The sequence below is a fragment of the Candidatus Thiopontia autotrophica genome (assembly GCF_982804495.1).
Genome location: NZ_CEYDPX010000011.1, coordinates 1 through 18,064 on the forward strand (window position 1 = coordinate 1; position 18,064 = coordinate 18,064).

Sequence of the window (18,064 nt, forward strand, 5' to 3'; positions counted from 1 at the left end):
TTGCATAAGTTGATGCATACCCTTTTTAGGGGTGTCGATAGCCAGGGACGGCTATCGTCGAGCGAACAGGGATGTTGTATAGCGCACCCTGAAAAGGGTATGCATCAACTTATGCAACGCTTGATATAATCAATCGATGTCATTGCATTGCGTGATTTTTTCAAGCTTTTTCAGAGGTTCCTAAATTGAAAAATATAGTTGTTCCACAGCTTAGGGTTGGTGTGTTCGGATGGAATAGTGGGTTCCAGGAGAGCAATCTATATCCGGATGATCTGCCTGATGAGTGGAGATTGACCTATATATCCAATATGGTTGATGTGGTGGTTGTTCCATTTGATGAGCTAATGGATGCTGACCAAGATACAGTCGAGGGGTGGGAGGATGATACCCACGAAAATATTGGTTTCTACATCTCCCTCCACCACTCGCAGTTATTGTCCGATCCGGGTTTTCTGGAGAATCAGGTGCTCAAAAAAATTGCTCTCTTACATGACAGGCTGGTTGGGATTTTGCTGTATGAGGACTGTGAGATCCCGCATGATTTATTCTCAAATATCCCACTTTTCCAGATGGCAGATATCGCTACAAATGATTCGTTGATGGAGTCAGTTATCTCTCTACGGGGAGGGGATGGGGTTGCTCTGCTCCATGCGTCACAAGAGCTGATTCCCATGGAGATGAGAACTCTCGTTGAGTTGTTGAAAAAAGAGAACCTCGATACATTGATTTTTATTCCGGGCCCTGGACTGAGTGGTAATATCGAAAATGCGGAGACTATCTCCTCATTATTGGGGTAATATTGACTACAATTAGCCTCTACGTTACAGGTTGGGCATAATTCTTTACCAGATTCAGATTACCTTTTCCATTTAGTGAGCAACTGGTGCCAAAATCATACAGACAGACAAGAAAACCCCAGAAAAGAAGGCGTCCAGATGTGCTGGTGCGTATTCGAGATCTGGAGTTTGCTCACGAAAGTCGCAATGGTGATAATCTGCCGCTGTTTCAGGGGATCAACCTTGATATCCACAGAGGTAAAATTGTTGCCATTATGGGGCCAAGCGGAACTGGCAAGACCACGCTGTTACGTCTTATTGGAGGGCAGCTATCGCCTTTAGCCGGAACAGTTCATGTTGATGGTAAAAATATCTCTGAGCTTGACCACAACTTGCTCTACTCTCTGCGTAAGCGTATGGGAATGCTGTTTCAAAGCAGTGCGCTGTTGACCGATATGACAGTTTTTGAAAATGTCGCTTTCCCGTTACGAGAACATGCCGATCTTCCTGAATCAATGATTCATGATCTGGTGCTGATGAAGCTCCAGGCTGTTGGTCTGCGTGGCGCAAAGGAGCTTATGCCCTCTGAGCTTTCGGGAGGAATGGCTCGTAGAGTGGCTTTGGCACGTGCCATTGCCCTGGATCCAATAATGGTTATGTATGATGAGCCATTTACTGGGCAGGATCCAATCTCCATGGGGGTGTTGATGAAGCTTATTCGTGAGCTTAACAGGACCTTGAGGCTAACCAGTATAATTGTCTCCCATGATGTGGAGGAGACCATGGCAATAGCCGATTATGTCTACTTGCTGGCTGAAGGCAGGATAGTTGGCAAGGGCTCTCCCAAACAGCTTAAGCAGAATAGTTCTGCATGGATAGAACAGTTTATGCAGGGTGAGCCGGATGGTCCGCTTCCTTTTCACTACCCGACAGAGTCCATTGAGGATGAGATGATGGGGTCTATATAATGATAATGCAGTTACTCTCTATTTTCAGAAGAGTGGGGCGTGGGCAACTTTTTTTGATCAGGGTGCTGGCTGGTATGGGGAGCCTGATTGCCCGTTTTGGGTTGGTAACTCGTCAGCTCTACTGGATTGGTGTCCACTCTCTGCTGATTATTGTGGTAGCAGGGATTTTTGTAGGGATGGTGTTGGGGTTGCAAGGCTACAATACACTGGTTGATTTTGGGGCAGAGGAGTCGCTTGGGGTGCTGGTGGCTCTCTCGTTGGTTCGTGAATTGGGTCCCGTGGTTGCAGCACTGCTGTATGCTGGACGAGCAGGTTCCGCATTAACAGCAGAGATTGGACTGATGAAGGCGACAGAGCAGCTCTCTGGCATGGAGATGATGGCGGTGGATCCAGTACGTAGAATTATTGCCCCACGCTTTCTGGCCGGTTTTATCTCGATGCCACTGCTTGCGGCAATATTTACCGTATTGGGTGTGTTTGGGGGGTATTTTGTGGCGGTCCCACTGCTAGGGGTAGATGATGGTGCCTTCTGGTCACAGATGCAGGCGCGGGTAGATTTTTATGATGATATCCTGAATGGGATTATCAAGAGCGTGGTGTTTGGTTTTGTGATTATATGGATTTCCCTGTTTGAGGGATATGATGCAACACCAACATCAGAAGGGGTCTCAAGAGCAACAACTCGTACAGTAGTGAATGCATCTTTAGCAGTATTGGGACTTGATTTTGTTTTAACAGCTTTGATGTTTAGTGCGTAGAGACGGGACATAGAATGGGACAGGAAAGAACAGTAGAAATCTGGGTGGGACTCTTTGCAGGGTTGGGAATAGTTGCCCTGCTTGTGTTGGCCTTCTATGTTGGAAATTTGAGTAGCTACAATAGTGACTCTGGATATCGACTGGAAGCCCGTTTCGATGAGATTGGTGGCCTCAAGGTGCGTGCACCAGTGACCATGGCAGGTGTTCAGGTTGGCAGGGTTACCGATGTTTATCTCGATAATCTGGAGTACCGGGCAATTGTAGAGATGAGGATTGATCCGGAAAAGCTCTCTCTACAGAGAGTGACTGAGTCTGGAGAACAGATACTGGATAAAGATGGAGTGCCAATACTGGTCTTGTGCGGAGATGAGCCACCTGAAGATAGCGAGGCAGTACTGTTTCCTGAGTGTGCTACGGTGTTGTATGAGGATGCGGCAGCATCAATTCTGACAGCAGGCATGTTGGGTGAGCAGTATGTTGGTATAGAGCCTGGTGGTGGGGGCGCAACATTCCTTCTTCCCGGCGATGAGATCAGGATGACGCAATCATCAATTGCTCTGGAACAGGTGATAGGACAATTCCTCTTTAATCAGGTGGACAAGGAGTGATGTGGTTCATGACAATCAGATATGGCAAATTAGCCTGGTTTCTGATGGCGTGGTTGCTGTTCAGTACGTCTGTGTCAGCAGAAGAGGGGCCAGATGTGATGATCAGAAATCTGACCGAACAGGTGATGGATCAGCTTCTGCTGGAGGAGGATCTAATGAAAACAGACCCTGCCCATACGCAGCAGGTTGCCAGAATGTTGGTTAATGAGTTTGTTATTCCACATATGGATATGAAACTCATGTCACGCTGGATTATTGGAAAAAGCTGGCGCAAGGCAACAGCAGAGCAGCGCCAACAGTTTATGGATGAGTTTGCCGGTATGTTGATCCGCACCTATGCGGGCGCACTGGTTGAGTTTCGAGGCAAAAGTGTCACCTTTAAACCATTTCATCGCAATCCAAAACGCAAGGATGCAGTGGTACGTGCAGAATTCTCTGGAGGTAATGGAGGGCCACCGATTCCTGTTCTGTTCCAGGTTCGTCAGGACAAGCAGAAAGAGTGGAAGGTGTTCGATATTATTATTGATGGAGTCAGTCTGGTGAAGAACTATCGCTCCAGTTTTGCGGCAGAGATTCGCAAGGTTGGACTGGATGGTTTGATCAAACGTCTCTCAACTCACAACAATAATGATGGCAATAAAATAGCTGAGGAGCAGGGGTGAGTAGCCTGTCATTTGTTGTCGAATCAGAACACCATATTCTTCTTAAAGGGGAGATGACGTTCTCCACTGCCAGAGAGGCTCTACGTGACTCCACCAACTATTTTGGAAATCATGGCGATCTTGTGGTCGACCTTGGAGGAGTTAGGCGTGTAGATAGTGCAGGGCTTGCACTGTTGATCGAGTGGCTTCGTCAGATGAAGAGAGATCAACGGGTGGTCCGGTTTTTGAACGTTCCTTACAAGCTTGAGGGGCTGGCCCAGGTGAGTGGTGTGGATGGGATCCTGAATGAGTTCTCTGGCACTTGATATAGTTCAGGTTCAGAAGCAGTTTGGTGCTACTAATGCCCTGCGAGGAGTTGGTTTTAGTGTGGAGCAGGGAGAGTTTTTTGGCCTGCTGGGCCCTAATGGCGCAGGAAAATCAACCCTTATAAATATCATGGGGGGGCTGGTTAGGCCTACTGCAGGTCAGGTCAAGGTGATGGGGTATGATGTGGTGACCCAATATCGCCACTCCAGAAGTCAGATAGGTGTTGTGCCTCAAGAGCTGGTCTACGATCCATTCTTCACGGTGTGGGAAATGTTGAAGATTCAGTCTGGATATTTTGGACTGGGAAGAGAGAATAGGCAGTGGCTGGAGGAGTTGCTGGATACCCTCAAGCTGTCTGATAAAAGAGATGAGAACCTGCATAACCTCTCGGGAGGGATGAAGCGTCGTGTGTTGATTGCCCAGGCACTGGTTCATCGCCCGCCTGTAGTGGTGCTGGATGAGCCGACAGCCGGGGTAGATGTGGAGCTGCGCCGGGCACTGTGGGATTTTGCGCATCGTCTCCATAAAGAGGGCCATACAATTCTGCTTACGACTCACTATCTGGAGGAGGCAGAGTCGATGTGTGATCGTATTGCCATTCTGAACAGGGGAGCTCTCGTTGCGCTAAGTGACAAGCAGGAACTGATCTCACAAAGTTCGTGGCAAGTGGCGGTGGTGGGAAAAATGCCAGATCCGAATTATGGGCTTCCGACAAATATTGAGTCTGCTGTCATCTCCAGGAGCAGGAGCCGAACAGAGATCCGTCTCTCCCGTGTAGAGCAGGATAAGCAGCAACTGTTGCAGCAGTTGACAGAGCTGGGAGTCGATAGTCATCAGTTACAGATTCGTGAGCCAACTCTGGAAGAGGTGTTTCTGGATCTGACCGGGGATTAGTGATGATCAATAGAGTTAAACCACAAAATTTATATGGCTGTTGGACCCTGTTCCGCAAGGAGGTGTGGCGGTTCCTCAAGGTTTTTGTACAGACAGTATTGGCCCCAACAGTATCAACTCTGCTCTATCTGCTGGTTTTCGGAGTGGTCTTTGAGGAGGCAGTAGTGGTCTATGAAGGGCATAGCTACAGCAGTTTTTTGATCCCTGGGTTGGTCATGATGGCCTTGGCTCAAAATGCATTTGCCAATGGATCGTCCAGTATTCTGCAGTCCAAGATGAATGGAAATATCATATTTGTGCTGCTGGCCCCTCTCTCATCTTTTGAGTTCTATATTGCCTTCGTTGCTGCTGCAATTCTCAGGGGGTTAGTGGTGGGAATAGGGGTTATGGCAGTGGCGGCACTGTTGGTGGATGTGGAGATCTACTCTGTAGCATTGATTCTGTTATTTGCAACACTCTCAAGCGGAGTGATGGGTGCGATGGGGGTGATAGCTGGAATCTGGTCGGATAAATATGACCACCTCTCAGCATTTCAAAACTTCATTATTTTGCCACTAACCTTTCTGAGCGGTGTGTTCTACTCCATTCAGGATCTCCCACCTTTTTGGCAGCAAATATCCGCCTATAACCCGGTATTTTATATGATTGATGGTTTCAGGTATGGGTTTCTTGGAGTGTCTGATGTTAGTCATATACAGAGTATGGTGGTTGCGTTCATGTTTTTTACCGCACTCTCACTGCTCTCCATTGGAATGCTTCGTTCCGGTTACAAACTAAGGGGGTAGGACTCTGCTGTTATGGATAAGTTAAGAATTACTGGTGGTAGATCGCTTCATGGACGGATCAGGATATCCGGCGCCAAGAATGCAGTGCTTCCGATTCTTGCGGCCTCCCTGCTTGCGAATGAGTCGGTCTCTATCCGTCGAGTGCCCCAGCTGCAGGATGTCAGCACCATGATGAATCTCCTCTCAACCATGGGAGTTGGTGTGGTGGTGGAGAGTTCTGATGGAGTAGGGATTGATCCATCGACCATTTCAAATCCATTTGCTGACTACAGCCTGGTTAAGACAATGCGTGCCTCAATTCTGGTGTTGGGTCCACTGTTGGCAAAGGTTGGGGAGGCAATAGTTTCTCTGCCTGGGGGCTGTGCAATAGGGGCGCGTCCAGTAAATCTTCATGTAGACGGGTTGCGCGCATTGGGCGCGGAGGTTGCAGTGGAAAATGGATATATTCATGCCAAGGCAAGCCAGTTGAAGGGGGCGCATATCCTGCTGGATTCTGTAACTGTAACCGGCACACAGAATCTGATGATGGCAGCCACGTTGGCAGACGGAAAAACAGTACTGGAGAATGCTGCGCGCGAACCAGAAGTGGTGGATCTGGCCAATTTCCTCAACAGGATGGGGGCAAAAATCAGTGGTGCAGGCAGTGCAACCATCAAGATTGAAGGGGTAGAGTCGCTGCATGGGGTAGAGTACAACGTAATTGCTGATCGAATTGAGACGGGTACTTACCTGGTTGCTGCGGCCATTACAGGTGGCAGTGTAGAGTTGGTTGATACCAACCCTGTATTGCTGGAGTCGGTGCTGTTGAAGCTGGAGGAGGCTGGCGCTGATCTTGACATCAGAGAGAATTCGATTGCTCTGGATATGGGTGGTAGAAGGGCGCAAGCAGTTACCTTGACCACATCGCCTCACCCCGCCTTTCCTACCGATATGCAGGCACAGTTTATGGCACTCAACACAGTTGCCAAGGGGGTTGGGATGGTTACTGAGACCATTTTCGAGAACCGTTTTATGCATGTGCCGGAACTTCAGCGGATGGGCGCCAATATCCGGATGCAGGGGCACACTGTTGTAGTTGATGGTGTTGAATCATTGACTGGGGCAAGAGTGATGGCGACTGATTTGAGAGCGTCGGCAGGGTTGGTGCTGGCTGGTCTGGCAGCCAAGGGGGAGACAGTGATAGAGCGCATCTACCATATTGATCGTGGTTACGAGACGATTGAGGAGAAACTTATGCAGCTGGGAGCGGATATTGAGCGCCTACCATAAAATTTGCCAGGCCAATCAGTTACAATAGAGAGATGAACAAGCCATTGACAATTGCCCTCTCCAAGGGGCGCATATACAAGGATACCCTGCCTCTGTTGGAGGCGGCCGGGATTCGTCCTGTTGATGATCCAGTTACCAGCAGAAAATTGATTCTTGATACAAATCTGGAGCATGTAAAGGTGGTTGTAATCAGAGCAACCGATGTGCCGACTTTTGTGGAGAGGGGCGTGGCAGATTTGGGAGTAGCGGGCAAGGATGTGCTGATGGAGTATGGCAGCAGTAATCTCTATGAGCCTCTGGATCTGAGGATAGCACGTTGCCGAATGATGACAGCTGGAGTAGTTGGTGCACCTGCACCTGATGGTCGAATGCGGATAGCCACTAAATATGTAAACTCGGCCAGAAATTATTTTGCATCACTTGGGCAGCAGGTCGAGATTATCAAACTTTACGGAGCAATGGAGCTGGCCCCGCTGGTCGGGCTTGCTGACTGTATTGTGGATCTGGTAGAGACAGGAAATACTCTGAAGGCTAATGGTCTGGAGCCACTTGAAGAGATCGCACAGATCAGCTCCAGGCTGGTAGTAAATAAGGCATCGATGAAGATGAAGAGTCAACAGGTTAAGGATCTTATTCAGAAAATATCTGATGCGGTAGAGCAGCAGCAAGAGGTTAACTAATGAGGCGCTTAAACAAATTAGATAACAACTTTCAGAAAGAGCTGGAGCAGCTGTTGGCCTGGGAAGGCGTATCTAATGAGCAGGTTCATCAGACTGTAAAAGAGGTTCTGTTGGAGGTTCGCAAGCGCGGAGACGAGGCGCTAGTCGAATATACCAACCGTTTTGATCGGCTTTCGGTAGATGATATGGGGGCACTAACTCTATCTCAAGAGAGATTACAGCGGGCGCTGGATGATCTGCCTGATGATCAGCGCGGTGCTCTGGAGCATGCGGCTGAACGGGTGCGTCTTTACCACCAGCATCAGAAGGTGGAATCCTGGAGCTATACCGAGGAAGACGGCACAATACTTGGACAGCAGGTTACCCCGCTGGATAGAGTAGGGCTCTATGTGCCTGGAGGCAAGGCGGCATATCCATCATCTGTGCTGATGAACGCAATTCCCGCCAAGGTGGCCGGGGTTGAAGAGCTGATTATGGTAGTACCCACCCCGGATGGTACAGTCAATGAGCTGGTTTTGGCTGCTGCCGCAATTTCCAGCGTAGATCAGGTCTATACTGTTGGCGGGGCACAGGCTGTGGCGGCTCTGGCATATGGTACAGAGACAATTCCCCAGGTTGACAAGATTGTGGGCCCGGGAAATATCTACGTTGCTACAGCCAAGGGTATGGTATTTGGTAGCGTGGGTATTGACATGATTGCAGGCCCTTCAGAGATTCTGGTGGTCTGTGATGGCAAGACAGATCCGGACTGGATTGCTATGGACCTCTTCTCCCAGGCTGAGCATGATGAGGATGCACAATCAATTCTGATATCACCGGACACAGGTTTTCTGGATGCGGTTGAGCAGAGTATAGAAAAACTGCTGGATGGGATGGAGCGTGCAGATATTATTCGTACTGCACTTGCAGACCGTGGCGCACTGATTCAGGTGGAAAATATGGAGCAGGCACTTGAGGTAACCAACTACATCGCACCAGAGCATCTGGAGCTTTCGGTAGATGATCCACAGGCGCTACTGCCAGGTATTCGTCATGCAGGGGCGATATTTATGGGGCGCTATACAGCGGAGGCACTTGGAGACTACTGTGCCGGCCCTAACCATGTGTTGCCAACATCCAGAACCGCAAGGTTCTCATCGCCACTTGGAGTTTATGACTTCCAGAAGCGCTCAAGTCTGATAATGTGTTCTGCTGAAGGCTCATCAGAGCTTGGTAAAACCGCATCTATCCTGGCGCGAGGAGAGGGATTGACGGCACATGCCCGCTCTGCAGAATATAGAATCAACAAATAATGGCGCTTACTCTTCGTAACAGTCAATTCCCTGTGGCTAGAGCAGCTCTAATTAAGTCACTTCGTGACCCAATCAGATCTCCCTTACAAGTTATGCTATGGGGGAAGGGTTATGGTTCAGTATGTTACAACAACACCTATAGAGCCATTCCCCCAAACCCCCATCCCATTAAGCTTTTTCAGAGGTTCCCTACTCTGGATAGATCCTTATGAAGCAGTGGATCAGATCAGAGATTCAAGCGCTCTCTGCATACCATGTGCCAGACCCGGGTGACTGGATAAAGCTGGATGCAATGGAGAACCCGTATCACTGGCCAGAACCACTGCAGCAGGAGTGGCTTGATTCGGTCGGTAGTGTAGAGATAAACCGCTATCCGGATCCAGCAGCTCGTGAACTCTCTCTGCAGATTAGCCAGGAGATGGGGGTGCCAGATGGCTGTGAGATTGTGCTGGGTAATGGTTCTGACGAGTTGATTCAGATGTTGTTGATGGCTGTTGCTGAGTCGGGACGGACTGTTTTGGCTCCAGAGCCAACCTTCGTAATGTACAAGATGATCACCAGTTTTGTCGGCATGGATTTTGTCGGCATACCGCTGGATAGCAACTTCAATCTTGATATGGATGCATTGGTTAAGGCGATTGAACAGTATCAGCCGGCTGTTGTATTCCTTGCATACCCAAATAACCCAACAGGGAATTTATGGAGCGCTGATGATATCCGGAAAATTCTTCATGTTGCCCCAGGTTTTGTAGTGGTTGATGAGGCTTATCATGTTTTTGCCGAAGAGAGTTTTATGGGACATATACCGGAGCATGAAAATCTTCTGGTAATGCGCACAGTCTCCAAGATGGGGCTAGCTGGGCTACGTCTGGGCCTGATGGCAGGTGATCCGAAATGGATTAGAGAGATCAACAAGGTACGGCTACCATACAATATCAATGTATTGACCCAGCATGCGGCAAGTTTCATTCTTCAGCACTCATCAGTGCTGCACAGCCAGGCTGAACAGTTACGACATAACCGTGACGATCTGCTTGAAAAGATGGCAGTAATTAAATATATCGAACAAGTATATCCAAGTCAGGCGAACTTTATTCTGTTCAGGGTTGCTCCAGGTTGTGCAGATAAACTCTTTAAGGAGATCAAGGATCGTGGTGTGCTGATAAAGAACATGAGCCCTGCTGGTGGTGCGTTGGCTGATTGTCTGCGGGTAACGGTCAGTACGGCAGAAGAGAATGGCAAATTTATGGACGCCTTGAAGGCAGGACTTGCTGCGATCTGATCACTGCTCTTTTGGGGCAATTGTAATACGCCATGTCGCAGTATCTCCATTGTGTACCCCCCGAAACTCAAGAACAGACCCGGGCTCCATATTGAGTGCAATATTGGCAACATCCTCACCACTCTGAATTGCCTCTCCATTAACATGGGTGACAATATCTCCGGGGGTTAATCCTGATCTTGCTGCAGGACCATTACGGTATAACCCTGCAACAATTGCACCATGAGTTGTACTGACTCCAAATGATGCAGCAAGTTCCGGGGTAAGATTCTGCATCTCTACCCCTATCCATCCTCGCTGTACTACACCATGTTCAATTAGCTGTCTCATTACATGCTGTGTGGTGGACACGGGTATCGCAAAACCAATCCCGTGTGAGGCACCAGTTTTGGAAAAGATTGCTGTATTGACTCCAATCAGATTTCCAGATGCATCAATAAGTGCACCACCAGAATTTCCAGGATTAATTGCAGCATCTGTCTGAATAAAATTCTCCTGGTTACTTATTCCCAGCTGGTTTCTGTTTGTAGCACTGATAATTCCCATTGTTACAGTCTGTCCAACGCCAAATGGATTTCCAATTGCCAGCGCAACATCACCAACCCGGAGAGGAGTGGAGTGACCAAATGTTATGGCGGGGAGATCACTCATCTCAATCTTCAGAAGGGCAAGATCAGTATCTGCATCACTACCTATAAGTTTTGCCTCTCCACTACGTCCATCATGTAGTGAGATCTGGATCTCATCAGCACCATCAATGACATGGTTGTTGGTCAGGATGTATCCATCTCTGCTAACTATTACCCCAGACCCAAGGCTGGTCTCCAGACGTTTGCGTGGTACAACACGCAATCTGTCGCCAAAAAAATGGCGGAAAATCGGGTCATCCAGCAGGGTAATACGGCGCTCCGTTACAACCTTGGCTGTATTGATGTTGACTACAGCAGGTGCGGCGATGGCAACAGCATCTGCATAAGAAGCTGGACCACTTCCAACAGGGCTGTTTTTGCTCTGCTGAATCTCCACTATTGGGCCGGAGTGGATAAAAAGCTCTGGTCGCAGCAACATCAAGAGGAAGGTCGCAGCAAGCGCAAAAGTGAACAATTTTATTAGTGCTGTGGTGGTGGGTTGATTCATGCTGCAGATGATAACCAAACTGTGATACAAATAGCTATTGAATCAGAGAGCATGGAGATGGCATGGAGCGAGATCAACTGGTCACCACACTGGATAACCTCCTGGAGGTTGAGCAATTTCAGGACTACTGTCCCAACGGTTTGCAGGTGGAGGGCAGGGGCGAGCTAGGCTCAGTTGTTACTGCAGTGACTGCATCACTCTATGTAATTGAGAGGGCTGTCGAACGTAATGCAGATATGTTGCTGGTGCACCATGGTCTTTTCTGGAGTGGGGATGATCAACGTATTGTGGGCCCAAGCCGAAAACGGCTTAAACTGTTACTGGAAAATGAGATAAATCTTGTTGCCTACCATCTTCCACTAGATGCCCATCCAGAGCTGGGAAATAATGCACAGTGGGCCGCACAATTGGGGTGCACCACCGAAGGAGTCTTGGAGGCTGCGGAGCTGGTGCAGTATGGCGAGCTCTCCTCGGCAGTTAGCGTTGAGGAGTTGGAGGAAAAGATCAAAGAGGGGCTGAGGGGACGCAACCCATTGGTGATCCAGGGCCATCAGCACCCTATAAAGAGGATTGGATGGTGCAGTGGAGGTGCAGAGAAGTATATTGTACAGGCCGCAGAGGCTGGGTTGGATGCGTATCTTACGGGCGAGATATCAGAGCGTAGCTACCATGAGGCAATGGAGCGCGAGATCTGCTTCTTCAGTTGTGGCCACCATGCTACAGAACGAGGTGGTGTACAGGCTCTGGGCAGATGGATCAGCCAGCAGTTTGGGATAGAGCACCATTTTATCGACGAAGATAATCCCGTCTGATATAATGACCAACTAATATAGTCAGGAAATATGGAGTGTAACAATGGATGTATTGGAGCGTATTGATCAACAGGTAAAAAACAACCCGGTTGTTATCTATATGAAAGGGACACCGATGTTCCCGGTTTGTGGTTTTTCCAGTCGTGCATCGGCAGCATTGAAAGAGACTGGAGTTGAGTTCTCGTATGTAAATGTGCTTGAGGACCCGGAGGTTTTTGAAAATCTGCCAAAATATGCGGATTGGCCCACTTTTCCACAGATTTATGTTGATGGCGAGTTGGTTGGGGGCTGTGACATTACTCTTGAACTGGGTGACAGCGGTGAGCTGAAGAGGATGATGGAGTCAGCAACGGAGAAATAGCGGATACGCTTTTTCAGAGGCTCCTTAACTTGCTTGTGGGGCAAACCTCTGGCTGATCTCATCCCAGTCGTTGACCATCTTGCAGAAAAGTTTTGCTGTCTGTTCCGCATCATATAGTGCGGAGTGGGCAGCCTCATGGTTCCATTCAATATCTGCTGCTTGAGCCATTCTTGCCAATACGGTTTGACCATAGAATACTCCGCCCAGAGTTGCTGTATCAAAACTGCTGAAGGAGTGGAATGGACTGTTCTTGATTTTGGTGCGTTCCACAGCAGCATTAAGAAAGGCAAGATCAAACCAGGCGTTGTGACCAACCAGAATGGCTCGACTACAACCACGCTCTTTGACGGCTCTTCTGACAGGCTCAAATATGGTTTTCAAGGCCTCCTTCTCTTCAACAGCCATCCTGAAGGGGTGCCACGGATCGCTTAGACCAATAAACTCCAGGGCTTTCGGATCGAGATTGGCATTTTTGAAGGGGAGTACATGTTGCTCGTGACTCTCATGGATATCCAGCTTGCCATCTTTGTTGAAGTCGAGAATAACTGCAGATATCTCCAGCAGCGCATCTTTCCTGGCATCAAAACCGCCGCACTCCACATCTACAACAACCGGCAGGAATCCCCGAAACCTCTTTGCAATGAGAGATTTTTCGCTCATCTCATATCTCCCAGGGTTCGAATGAATACCTTTGAGTTTCTCTTGTAGTTATAGAGTGATTGACGTTTTACAGGCAGCTCTGTCAGCTTTGCGGTGCTGTATCCCTGCTCCTGAAACCAGTGTGAGGCATGGGTTGAGAGGACAAAAAGACGCTCTATCTTGTTCGGCATCTGCTCCTTGATGTAACGATCAAGGTATTTTAGAAGAGCCTCACCACGCCCCTCATTCTGGTACTCCGGGTGAATCGCCAGGCCGGCTACTTCGGCAATATGTTGAGGAAGGTCCGGATAGAGAGCGACAACTCCGATAATGGTTCCGTCTCTCTCCATGACTGTGTAGTGGTCAATATCAATTTCCAGCAGTTCACGAGAGCGAGGAACCAGAATTCCATCTCTCTCCAGAGGAGAGATCAGTTCGATAATGCCTCCAATATCGTCAATAGTTGCCGGGCGTATGATGTCATAGTGATCGGAGGTGATCATGGTTCCAATTCCATCCCTGGTAAAGAGCTCTTGTAACAGGCCACCATCTTTTCTGCCATCTACAATATGAGCCCTGGAGAGACCGTCTCTACACGCATTAATTGCACCCATAACAGTTCGTCTTGTCTGCTCGGGAAGTTTTCTTCTGGAAGATACAATCCTCTCTGCCTCATCCGGAGTAAGTTGACGAATCAGCCTCTTTTTACCATCCAGCAGGCCTGGTGCTTCAATCAGCGAGATCATCTTGTCAGCACTTAGTTGGGTAGCTGCAGCAGTCGCAACATCCTCGCTACTCAGGTTAAATATCTCTCCAGTTGGAGATGTTCCGATTGGGGAGAGTAGAACAATAAATCCCTCATCCAGCAGGTTATCAATAGCTGGTTTATCAATGCGTCTTACCTCTCCAGTATGTTGGTAATCAACTCCTTCACGAATACCAAGCGGGCGAGCAGTTACAAAGTTACCGGATACAATACGTATTTTCGAGCCAGACATTGGTGAGTTTGGAAGACTGTTAGAGAGCTCTCCCTCCAACCTGATGCGGATGCTTCCAATAACCTCCTTTACAGCTTGCAGAGCGTTATCATTGGTTATTCTAAGATCGCCAACAATCTCACTCTCTATGCCGGCAGATGCAAGTTGTGCATCGATCTGGGGGCGTGCGCCGTGTACCAGAACCAGACGAACTCCAAGACTATTCAGTAGAGCAATATCGTGGATAAAATCATGAAAGCGCCTACCTTGCATCATGGCGCCACTAAAGGTAATTACAAAGGTCCTGCCACGATGTGCGTTAATATATGGGGCAGCTCCTCTAAATAGGGAGACAAACGGTAATCTATTTTCACTGGTCACGGCGAGATTATAGCAAATGGTCAATTATTCCACTCAGCTTCATACCCTGGAGCTCGGCCCAATGGAAAACTTTATATATCTGATCGAGGATTGTGCTACTGCTACGGCTGCCGTGGTTGATCCTGCCTGGGAGGTTGAAAAGATCATTGATTATGCTGCTGAGAGGAAGTTAAAGATCACTGCAATTATCCTGACCCATGGTCACAATGACCATATTAATGGGGTAGAGTCACTGCAGCAGAAGAGTGGTGCCAAGGTCTATATAAATACCATAGAGGCAAAATTTTTTGGGTTGGAAAACATGGATTGGAGCAGTTTTGATGCCCCCTTCAAGATTGATCTTGGCAGTACCGAGATTCTTGCTGTTGAGACTCCTGGCCATACGCCTGGGGGAGTCTGCTATTACACAGATGGCAACCTGATAACCGGGGATACCCTGTTTGTTTATGGATGTGGGCGTTGTGATCTGGATGGCAGTGATCCAGTTGCAATGTTTCATTCGCTCCATGGGTTGTTGGATCAGTTTGATCCAGAGACCAGGGTATTTCCAGGGCACAATTACTCTATAGACAAGAGCTCAACCCTGAAACAGGAGAGAGCGGGAAATCCGTTTATGCATTTTGATGATGAGGAGTCATTTACTAAGTACCGCATGGAGCTCCATGATCAGACTCGTAGTGCACCATACGGCCCGATGGAAAACTCATGAGACATGAACTCTTGCGATTACTTTCGCAAGGGTTCATGGTTATTTTATTATCATCTCAAGAATCTTGTCGCCACGATAGGCGCGCAGGATTACCATTTTTTTGGATAGTGCCCCAGCCTTTTGTGCGTCACGTAGTCGCCTAACTGGTTGGCGATTGATAGAGAAGATAACATCATCTGGGCGTAGTCCAAGTACCCAGCCGCTCTTCTTTGGGTCCACCGAGTCGACAGATATCCCGCCGGATAGGTAACGGTTTTTCTGTTCTGGAGATAGAGTAGAGAGAATAACTCCACTCATGTTTTTGTTTATCTCCTCTCCTGAAAGTTGCAGGTTTTCCGGTTTTGTAAGCGTTGCAAACAGATGACGGGGGTGTCCGCTGCGTAGTATGGATAGTTTGAGCTGTTTTCCTGTGGGGAATAGCCCCAGAATATTTTCCAACTGTGTTGGATCCTCAATGTCATGTCCATTGATTGCAATCAATACGTCACCCTTCTGAACACGGGCCCACTCTGCGGGGGAGTTGGTTTCAACATTGTCAACCAGTACGCCCTGGTCAATTCGAAGAGTTCGGGCCAGATTGGACGACAGCTGCTTGGTTGTGATTCCAAGATATCCACGTTCAACTGCTCCATGTTGAGCCAGGTGTGTAGTGATCTCACGTACCATATTTACAGGTATGGCAAAACCGATACCGACACTGCCTCCATTCGGTGCAAGAATTGCAGTATTGATTCCAACCAGTTCGCCCTTCAGGTTGATAAGTGCACCACCAGAGTTGCCGACATTAATTGAGGCATCAGTCTGGATAAACTCCTCGAATCTCTCAAGTCCAAGATTTGACCTTCCAAGTGCACTGACAATGCCGGATGTGGCGGTATTGCCAAGACCAAACGGATTGCCAATTGCTATCACAAAATCACCAACCCGGAGCTCTTTTGAGTTTCCCATGGAGATAGCTGTTAGACGGGGAGCATTAATTTGCAATAGTGCGATATCAGTTTCTTGATCAGAACCAATCAGGTTGGCAGAAAAGTTACGTCCATCATCAAGAGTTACATTTATCTCTTTGGATTCACTAATAAGGTGGTGGTTAGTGATGATGTATCCCTGTTGGTGATCAATAATTACTCCAGCACCCAGTCCGGAACTGTTTTTAAGTAGTGGGTCTCGGGGTGGTGAGGGACGAAAACTGAAGTCATCCATGGGGTTGCTGGAGCCAGCAGATGATTTTTCCTGTTCGTTGGTTGCGTTTCGATCTTTTGCGTCAATGACGGATATAGAGACAACACCGGGAATCACCTGTGCCAGCATTGGGGCAAGTGTTGGTATATCTCCACGGCTACTACCAAACCCAGGAGGAATAGTGGTATCTACAAGCGGCCTCGCCTCGGCATATTGAGACAGTGCCATGGTTGTAAGCAGTACTGTTTTGGATACTAGCCGCACCGTTTCTCTAAGGACTCTTCTCATGGCAGGCGATCTTATCATTAACGCTGTTGTGTACGGGGGTTGAATTCACTCTTGTCCCTAAGCTCATTATAGAGTTGTTCAATCTCCTGGTTTTCTGCTGGTGGCGTATGAATCTGTATAGTCAGGGTTTGATCGCCTGGCGGGGTTCCGGGAAGGCCTCTGCCCTTTAGGCGCATCTTCTGCCCGCTCTGGGTGCCCGCACCAATTTTCAGCTCTACGTCACCACCCAGTGTGGGTACGGTGATGCGTTCACCAAGTGCGGCCTCCCATGGAGTGATGACAAGATTCATAAGGATATCACTGCCACTGGCACGCAGTTGTTGGTCTTTCTGAAACTGCACCTGTAGCAACAGATCCCCACGAGGCCCTCCAGAGAGACTGGCCTGCCCCTGTTTGCCGAGCCTGATTTTCTGGCCCTCCTGAATCCCTTTTGGAATGCGAATCTCCAGTTTTCTTCGTGCAGTGCCAATCTCTCCGTTGGGGTTGATTTCCGGTATCTGAATGGTGCGACGAGAACCTTCATACGACTCTTCCAGGCGGATAGAGATGCGCATTGTCTGATCAGCTCCAGGATGGTTTCTGACGTGGCCGCCACCCATGCCTCCGCTCATTCCTCCGCCAAAAACTGAGCCAAAGAAATCACTGAATCCTCCCGGGCCTCCAAAATTGGCTTCTCTGCCGTGAAATGCACTCTCCCATCCTGGAGGGGGACGAAACTCCTCCCCGGCTTTCCAGTTTGCACCGAGCTGATCATAGGATTGGCGCTTCTCAGGATCTTTCAGTACCTCGTAGGCCTCTGCCACCTCCTTGAAACGCTGTTCAGCATCTCCCTCCTTGCTAACGTCAGGATGATACTTGCGTGCAAGCCGTCGATACTGTTTTTTGATCTCATCCTGAGATGCATCCCTTGATACCCCAAGCGTCTTGTAATAGTCGTGATATTCCATATTGTCCCTGGGTTGTCCTGGCTTTTCGGCTAGTCAGCCGTAGTGTCAGATGGAGGATGCCATCTGCTGAATAAAATTCAATCGATTTTGTCTGTTTAGGAAGCGCTGATTGGGTCACGAAGTGACTTAATCAGATCTCTCTCCACAAGTTATCCCATGGGGGCAGAGCTCTTCCTCCAAACCCCCACCACATTAATCTTTTTCAGAGGTTCCGCTATTTTCCATGGCGACAGTATACGGGATATGTTTGTGGATAACTCTGTTAACAAAATGTTTGTAGACACAATATGTAGTGTTTTGTAAAAAAAATGATATTTTCTATCTGTATGAAAAAAAAGGGGTTTTATTTAG

General features: G+C 48.4%; 20 protein-coding genes. 15 read left to right on the plus strand and 5 right to left on the minus strand.

Translation table 11 applies throughout. From position 1 onward, the window contains the following. Positions 1 to 185 precede the first annotated feature (185 nt). The 12 genes from AC3ZFK_RS04675 (at position 186) to hisC (ending at position 10,280) form a co-directional block, all read left to right on the plus strand. Entirely contained in the window at positions 186 to 797 is a 612-nt protein-coding gene (locus tag AC3ZFK_RS04675) for a hypothetical protein (RefSeq protein ID WP_487506744.1), read from the plus strand. 86 nt (positions 798 to 883) lie between these two features. Further along, complete coding sequence (locus AC3ZFK_RS04680; RefSeq protein ID WP_487506743.1) at positions 884 to 1,744, plus strand: ABC transporter ATP-binding protein; 861 nt, start codon at positions 884 to 886, stop codon at positions 1,742 to 1,744. A gap of 5 nt (positions 1,745 to 1,749) precedes the next feature. Continuing rightward, the gene (mlaE, locus tag AC3ZFK_RS04685; RefSeq protein ID WP_487506742.1) at positions 1,750 to 2,502 is read left to right on the plus strand and encodes a lipid asymmetry maintenance ABC transporter permease subunit MlaE; all 753 of its coding nucleotides are present in this window, start codon (positions 1,750 to 1,752) and stop codon (positions 2,500 to 2,502) included. Between the two features lie 44 nt (positions 2,503 to 2,546). Further along, entirely contained in the window at positions 2,547 to 3,110 is a 564-nt protein-coding gene (gene mlaD / locus AC3ZFK_RS04690; protein ID WP_487506741.1) for an outer membrane lipid asymmetry maintenance protein MlaD, read from the plus strand. 8 nt (positions 3,111 to 3,118) lie between these two features. Next, positions 3,119 to 3,772 (plus strand): MlaC/ttg2D family ABC transporter substrate-binding protein, encoded by a 654-nt coding sequence (locus AC3ZFK_RS04695; protein WP_487506739.1) that lies wholly within the window; start codon positions 3,119 to 3,121, stop codon positions 3,770 to 3,772. Continuing rightward, positions 3,769 to 4,077, plus strand: coding sequence for an STAS domain-containing protein (locus AC3ZFK_RS04700; protein ID WP_487506737.1), 309 nt, complete (start codon positions 3,769 to 3,771; stop codon positions 4,075 to 4,077). Before AC3ZFK_RS04695 ends, AC3ZFK_RS04700 begins: the two co-directional genes overlap by 4 nt. Continuing rightward, positions 4,058 to 4,972 (plus strand): ABC transporter ATP-binding protein, encoded by a 915-nt coding sequence (locus AC3ZFK_RS04705; protein WP_487506735.1) that lies wholly within the window; start codon positions 4,058 to 4,060, stop codon positions 4,970 to 4,972. The genes AC3ZFK_RS04700 and AC3ZFK_RS04705 overlap by 20 nt, the downstream gene beginning before the upstream one ends. 2 nt (positions 4,973 to 4,974) lie before the next feature. Continuing rightward, positions 4,975 to 5,757 (plus strand): ABC transporter permease, encoded by a 783-nt coding sequence (locus AC3ZFK_RS04710; RefSeq protein WP_487506734.1) that lies wholly within the window; start codon positions 4,975 to 4,977, stop codon positions 5,755 to 5,757. A 12-nt stretch (positions 5,758 to 5,769) separates the two neighbouring features. Next, complete coding sequence (murA, locus tag AC3ZFK_RS04715; protein WP_487506732.1) at positions 5,770 to 7,026, plus strand: UDP-N-acetylglucosamine 1-carboxyvinyltransferase; 1,257 nt, start codon at positions 5,770 to 5,772, stop codon at positions 7,024 to 7,026. A 32-nt stretch (positions 7,027 to 7,058) separates the two neighbouring features. Beyond that, entirely contained in the window at positions 7,059 to 7,706 is a 648-nt protein-coding gene (gene hisG, locus AC3ZFK_RS04720) for an ATP phosphoribosyltransferase (protein WP_487506731.1), read from the plus strand. Next, positions 7,706 to 8,998: a histidinol dehydrogenase gene (gene hisD, locus AC3ZFK_RS04725; RefSeq protein ID WP_487506730.1), complete on the plus strand. Its 1,293-nt coding sequence runs from the start codon at positions 7,706 to 7,708 to the stop codon at positions 8,996 to 8,998. The genes hisG and hisD overlap by 1 nt, the downstream gene beginning before the upstream one ends. Positions 8,999 to 9,206: 208 nt before the next feature. Then, positions 9,207 to 10,280 carry a histidinol-phosphate transaminase gene (gene hisC / locus AC3ZFK_RS04730; RefSeq protein WP_487506728.1) on the plus strand — a complete coding sequence of 358 codons (1,074 nt, stop codon included), beginning with the start codon at positions 9,207 to 9,209 and terminating at the stop codon, positions 10,278 to 10,280. Here hisC and AC3ZFK_RS04735 read toward each other — a convergent pair whose 3' ends face one another. Continuing rightward, the gene (locus AC3ZFK_RS04735) at positions 10,281 to 11,417 is read right to left on the minus strand and encodes a S1C family serine protease (protein WP_487506727.1); all 1,137 of its coding nucleotides are present in this window, start codon (positions 11,415 to 11,417) and stop codon (positions 10,281 to 10,283) included. It lies immediately after the preceding gene. 62 nt (positions 11,418 to 11,479) lie between these two features. Between AC3ZFK_RS04735 and AC3ZFK_RS04740 the strand changes: the two genes are divergently transcribed. Together AC3ZFK_RS04740 and grxD are read left to right on the plus strand one after the other, a co-directional pair. Next, positions 11,480 to 12,229 (plus strand): Nif3-like dinuclear metal center hexameric protein, encoded by a 750-nt coding sequence (locus tag AC3ZFK_RS04740; protein WP_487506726.1) that lies wholly within the window; start codon positions 11,480 to 11,482, stop codon positions 12,227 to 12,229. Positions 12,230 to 12,272: 43 nt separating this feature from the next. Beyond that, positions 12,273 to 12,590, plus strand: a complete 318-nt coding sequence (gene grxD / locus AC3ZFK_RS04745; RefSeq protein WP_487506725.1) for a Grx4 family monothiol glutaredoxin — start codon at positions 12,273 to 12,275, stop codon at positions 12,588 to 12,590. Between the two features lie 24 nt (positions 12,591 to 12,614). On the opposite strand, the gene rnt is transcribed toward grxD, so the two are convergent. Then, positions 12,615 to 13,250 carry a ribonuclease T gene (gene rnt / locus AC3ZFK_RS04750; protein ID WP_487506724.1) on the minus strand — a complete coding sequence of 212 codons (636 nt, stop codon included), beginning with the start codon at positions 13,248 to 13,250 and terminating at the stop codon, positions 12,615 to 12,617. Then, positions 13,247 to 14,587 (minus strand): amino-acid N-acetyltransferase, encoded by a 1,341-nt coding sequence (gene argA / locus AC3ZFK_RS04755; RefSeq protein WP_487506723.1) that lies wholly within the window; start codon positions 14,585 to 14,587, stop codon positions 13,247 to 13,249. Before argA ends, rnt begins: the two co-directional genes overlap by 4 nt. A gap of 61 nt (positions 14,588 to 14,648) precedes the next feature. On the opposite strand from argA, the gene AC3ZFK_RS04760 reads away from it, so the two are divergent. Further along, positions 14,649 to 15,296, plus strand: coding sequence for an MBL fold metallo-hydrolase (locus tag AC3ZFK_RS04760; RefSeq protein ID WP_487506722.1), 648 nt, complete (start codon positions 14,649 to 14,651; stop codon positions 15,294 to 15,296). Positions 15,297 to 15,335: 39 nt separating this feature from the next. Here AC3ZFK_RS04760 and AC3ZFK_RS04765 read toward each other — a convergent pair whose 3' ends face one another. Together AC3ZFK_RS04765 and AC3ZFK_RS04770 are read right to left on the minus strand one after the other, a co-directional pair. Next, the gene (locus AC3ZFK_RS04765; RefSeq protein WP_487506721.1) at positions 15,336 to 16,766 is read right to left on the minus strand and encodes a Do family serine endopeptidase; all 1,431 of its coding nucleotides are present in this window, start codon (positions 16,764 to 16,766) and stop codon (positions 15,336 to 15,338) included. Between the two features lie 17 nt (positions 16,767 to 16,783). After that, the gene (locus tag AC3ZFK_RS04770; RefSeq protein ID WP_487506720.1) at positions 16,784 to 17,713 is read right to left on the minus strand and encodes a DnaJ C-terminal domain-containing protein; all 930 of its coding nucleotides are present in this window, start codon (positions 17,711 to 17,713) and stop codon (positions 16,784 to 16,786) included. Between the last annotated feature and the right edge of the window lie 351 nt (positions 17,714 to 18,064).

Excerpts from the sequence above, each read along its gene's own strand:
- AC3ZFK_RS04735 (WP_487506727.1), bottom strand. The coding sequence starts at position 11,417 with ATGAATCAACCCACCACCACAGCACTAATAAAATTGTTCACTTTTGCG.
- hisD (WP_487506730.1), top strand. The coding sequence starts at position 7,706 with ATGAGGCGCTTAAACAAATTAGATAACAACTTTCAGAAAGAGCTGGAG.
- AC3ZFK_RS04695 (WP_487506739.1), top strand. The coding sequence starts at position 3,119 with ATGACAATCAGATATGGCAAATTAGCCTGGTTTCTGATGGCGTGGTTG.
- AC3ZFK_RS04765 (WP_487506721.1), bottom strand. The coding sequence starts at position 16,766 with ATGAGAAGAGTCCTTAGAGAAACGGTGCGGCTAGTATCCAAAACAGTA.
- grxD (WP_487506725.1), top strand. The coding sequence starts at position 12,273 with ATGGATGTATTGGAGCGTATTGATCAACAGGTAAAAAACAACCCGGTT.
- AC3ZFK_RS04770 (WP_487506720.1), bottom strand. The coding sequence starts at position 17,713 with ATGGAATATCACGACTATTACAAGACGCTTGGGGTATCAAGGGATGCA.
- murA (WP_487506732.1), top strand. The coding sequence starts at position 5,770 with ATGGATAAGTTAAGAATTACTGGTGGTAGATCGCTTCATGGACGGATC.
- hisG (WP_487506731.1), top strand. The coding sequence starts at position 7,059 with ATGAACAAGCCATTGACAATTGCCCTCTCCAAGGGGCGCATATACAAG.
- mlaE (WP_487506742.1), top strand. The coding sequence starts at position 1,750 with ATGCAGTTACTCTCTATTTTCAGAAGAGTGGGGCGTGGGCAACTTTTT.
- hisC (WP_487506728.1), top strand. The coding sequence starts at position 9,207 with ATGAAGCAGTGGATCAGATCAGAGATTCAAGCGCTCTCTGCATACCAT.
- AC3ZFK_RS04705 (WP_487506735.1), top strand. The coding sequence starts at position 4,058 with ATGAGTTCTCTGGCACTTGATATAGTTCAGGTTCAGAAGCAGTTTGGT.
- AC3ZFK_RS04760 (WP_487506722.1), top strand. The coding sequence starts at position 14,649 with ATGGAAAACTTTATATATCTGATCGAGGATTGTGCTACTGCTACGGCT.
- AC3ZFK_RS04740 (WP_487506726.1), top strand. The coding sequence starts at position 11,480 with ATGGAGCGAGATCAACTGGTCACCACACTGGATAACCTCCTGGAGGTT.
- AC3ZFK_RS04710 (WP_487506734.1), top strand. The coding sequence starts at position 4,975 with ATGATCAATAGAGTTAAACCACAAAATTTATATGGCTGTTGGACCCTG.
- rnt (WP_487506724.1), bottom strand. The coding sequence starts at position 13,250 with ATGAGCGAAAAATCTCTCATTGCAAAGAGGTTTCGGGGATTCCTGCCG.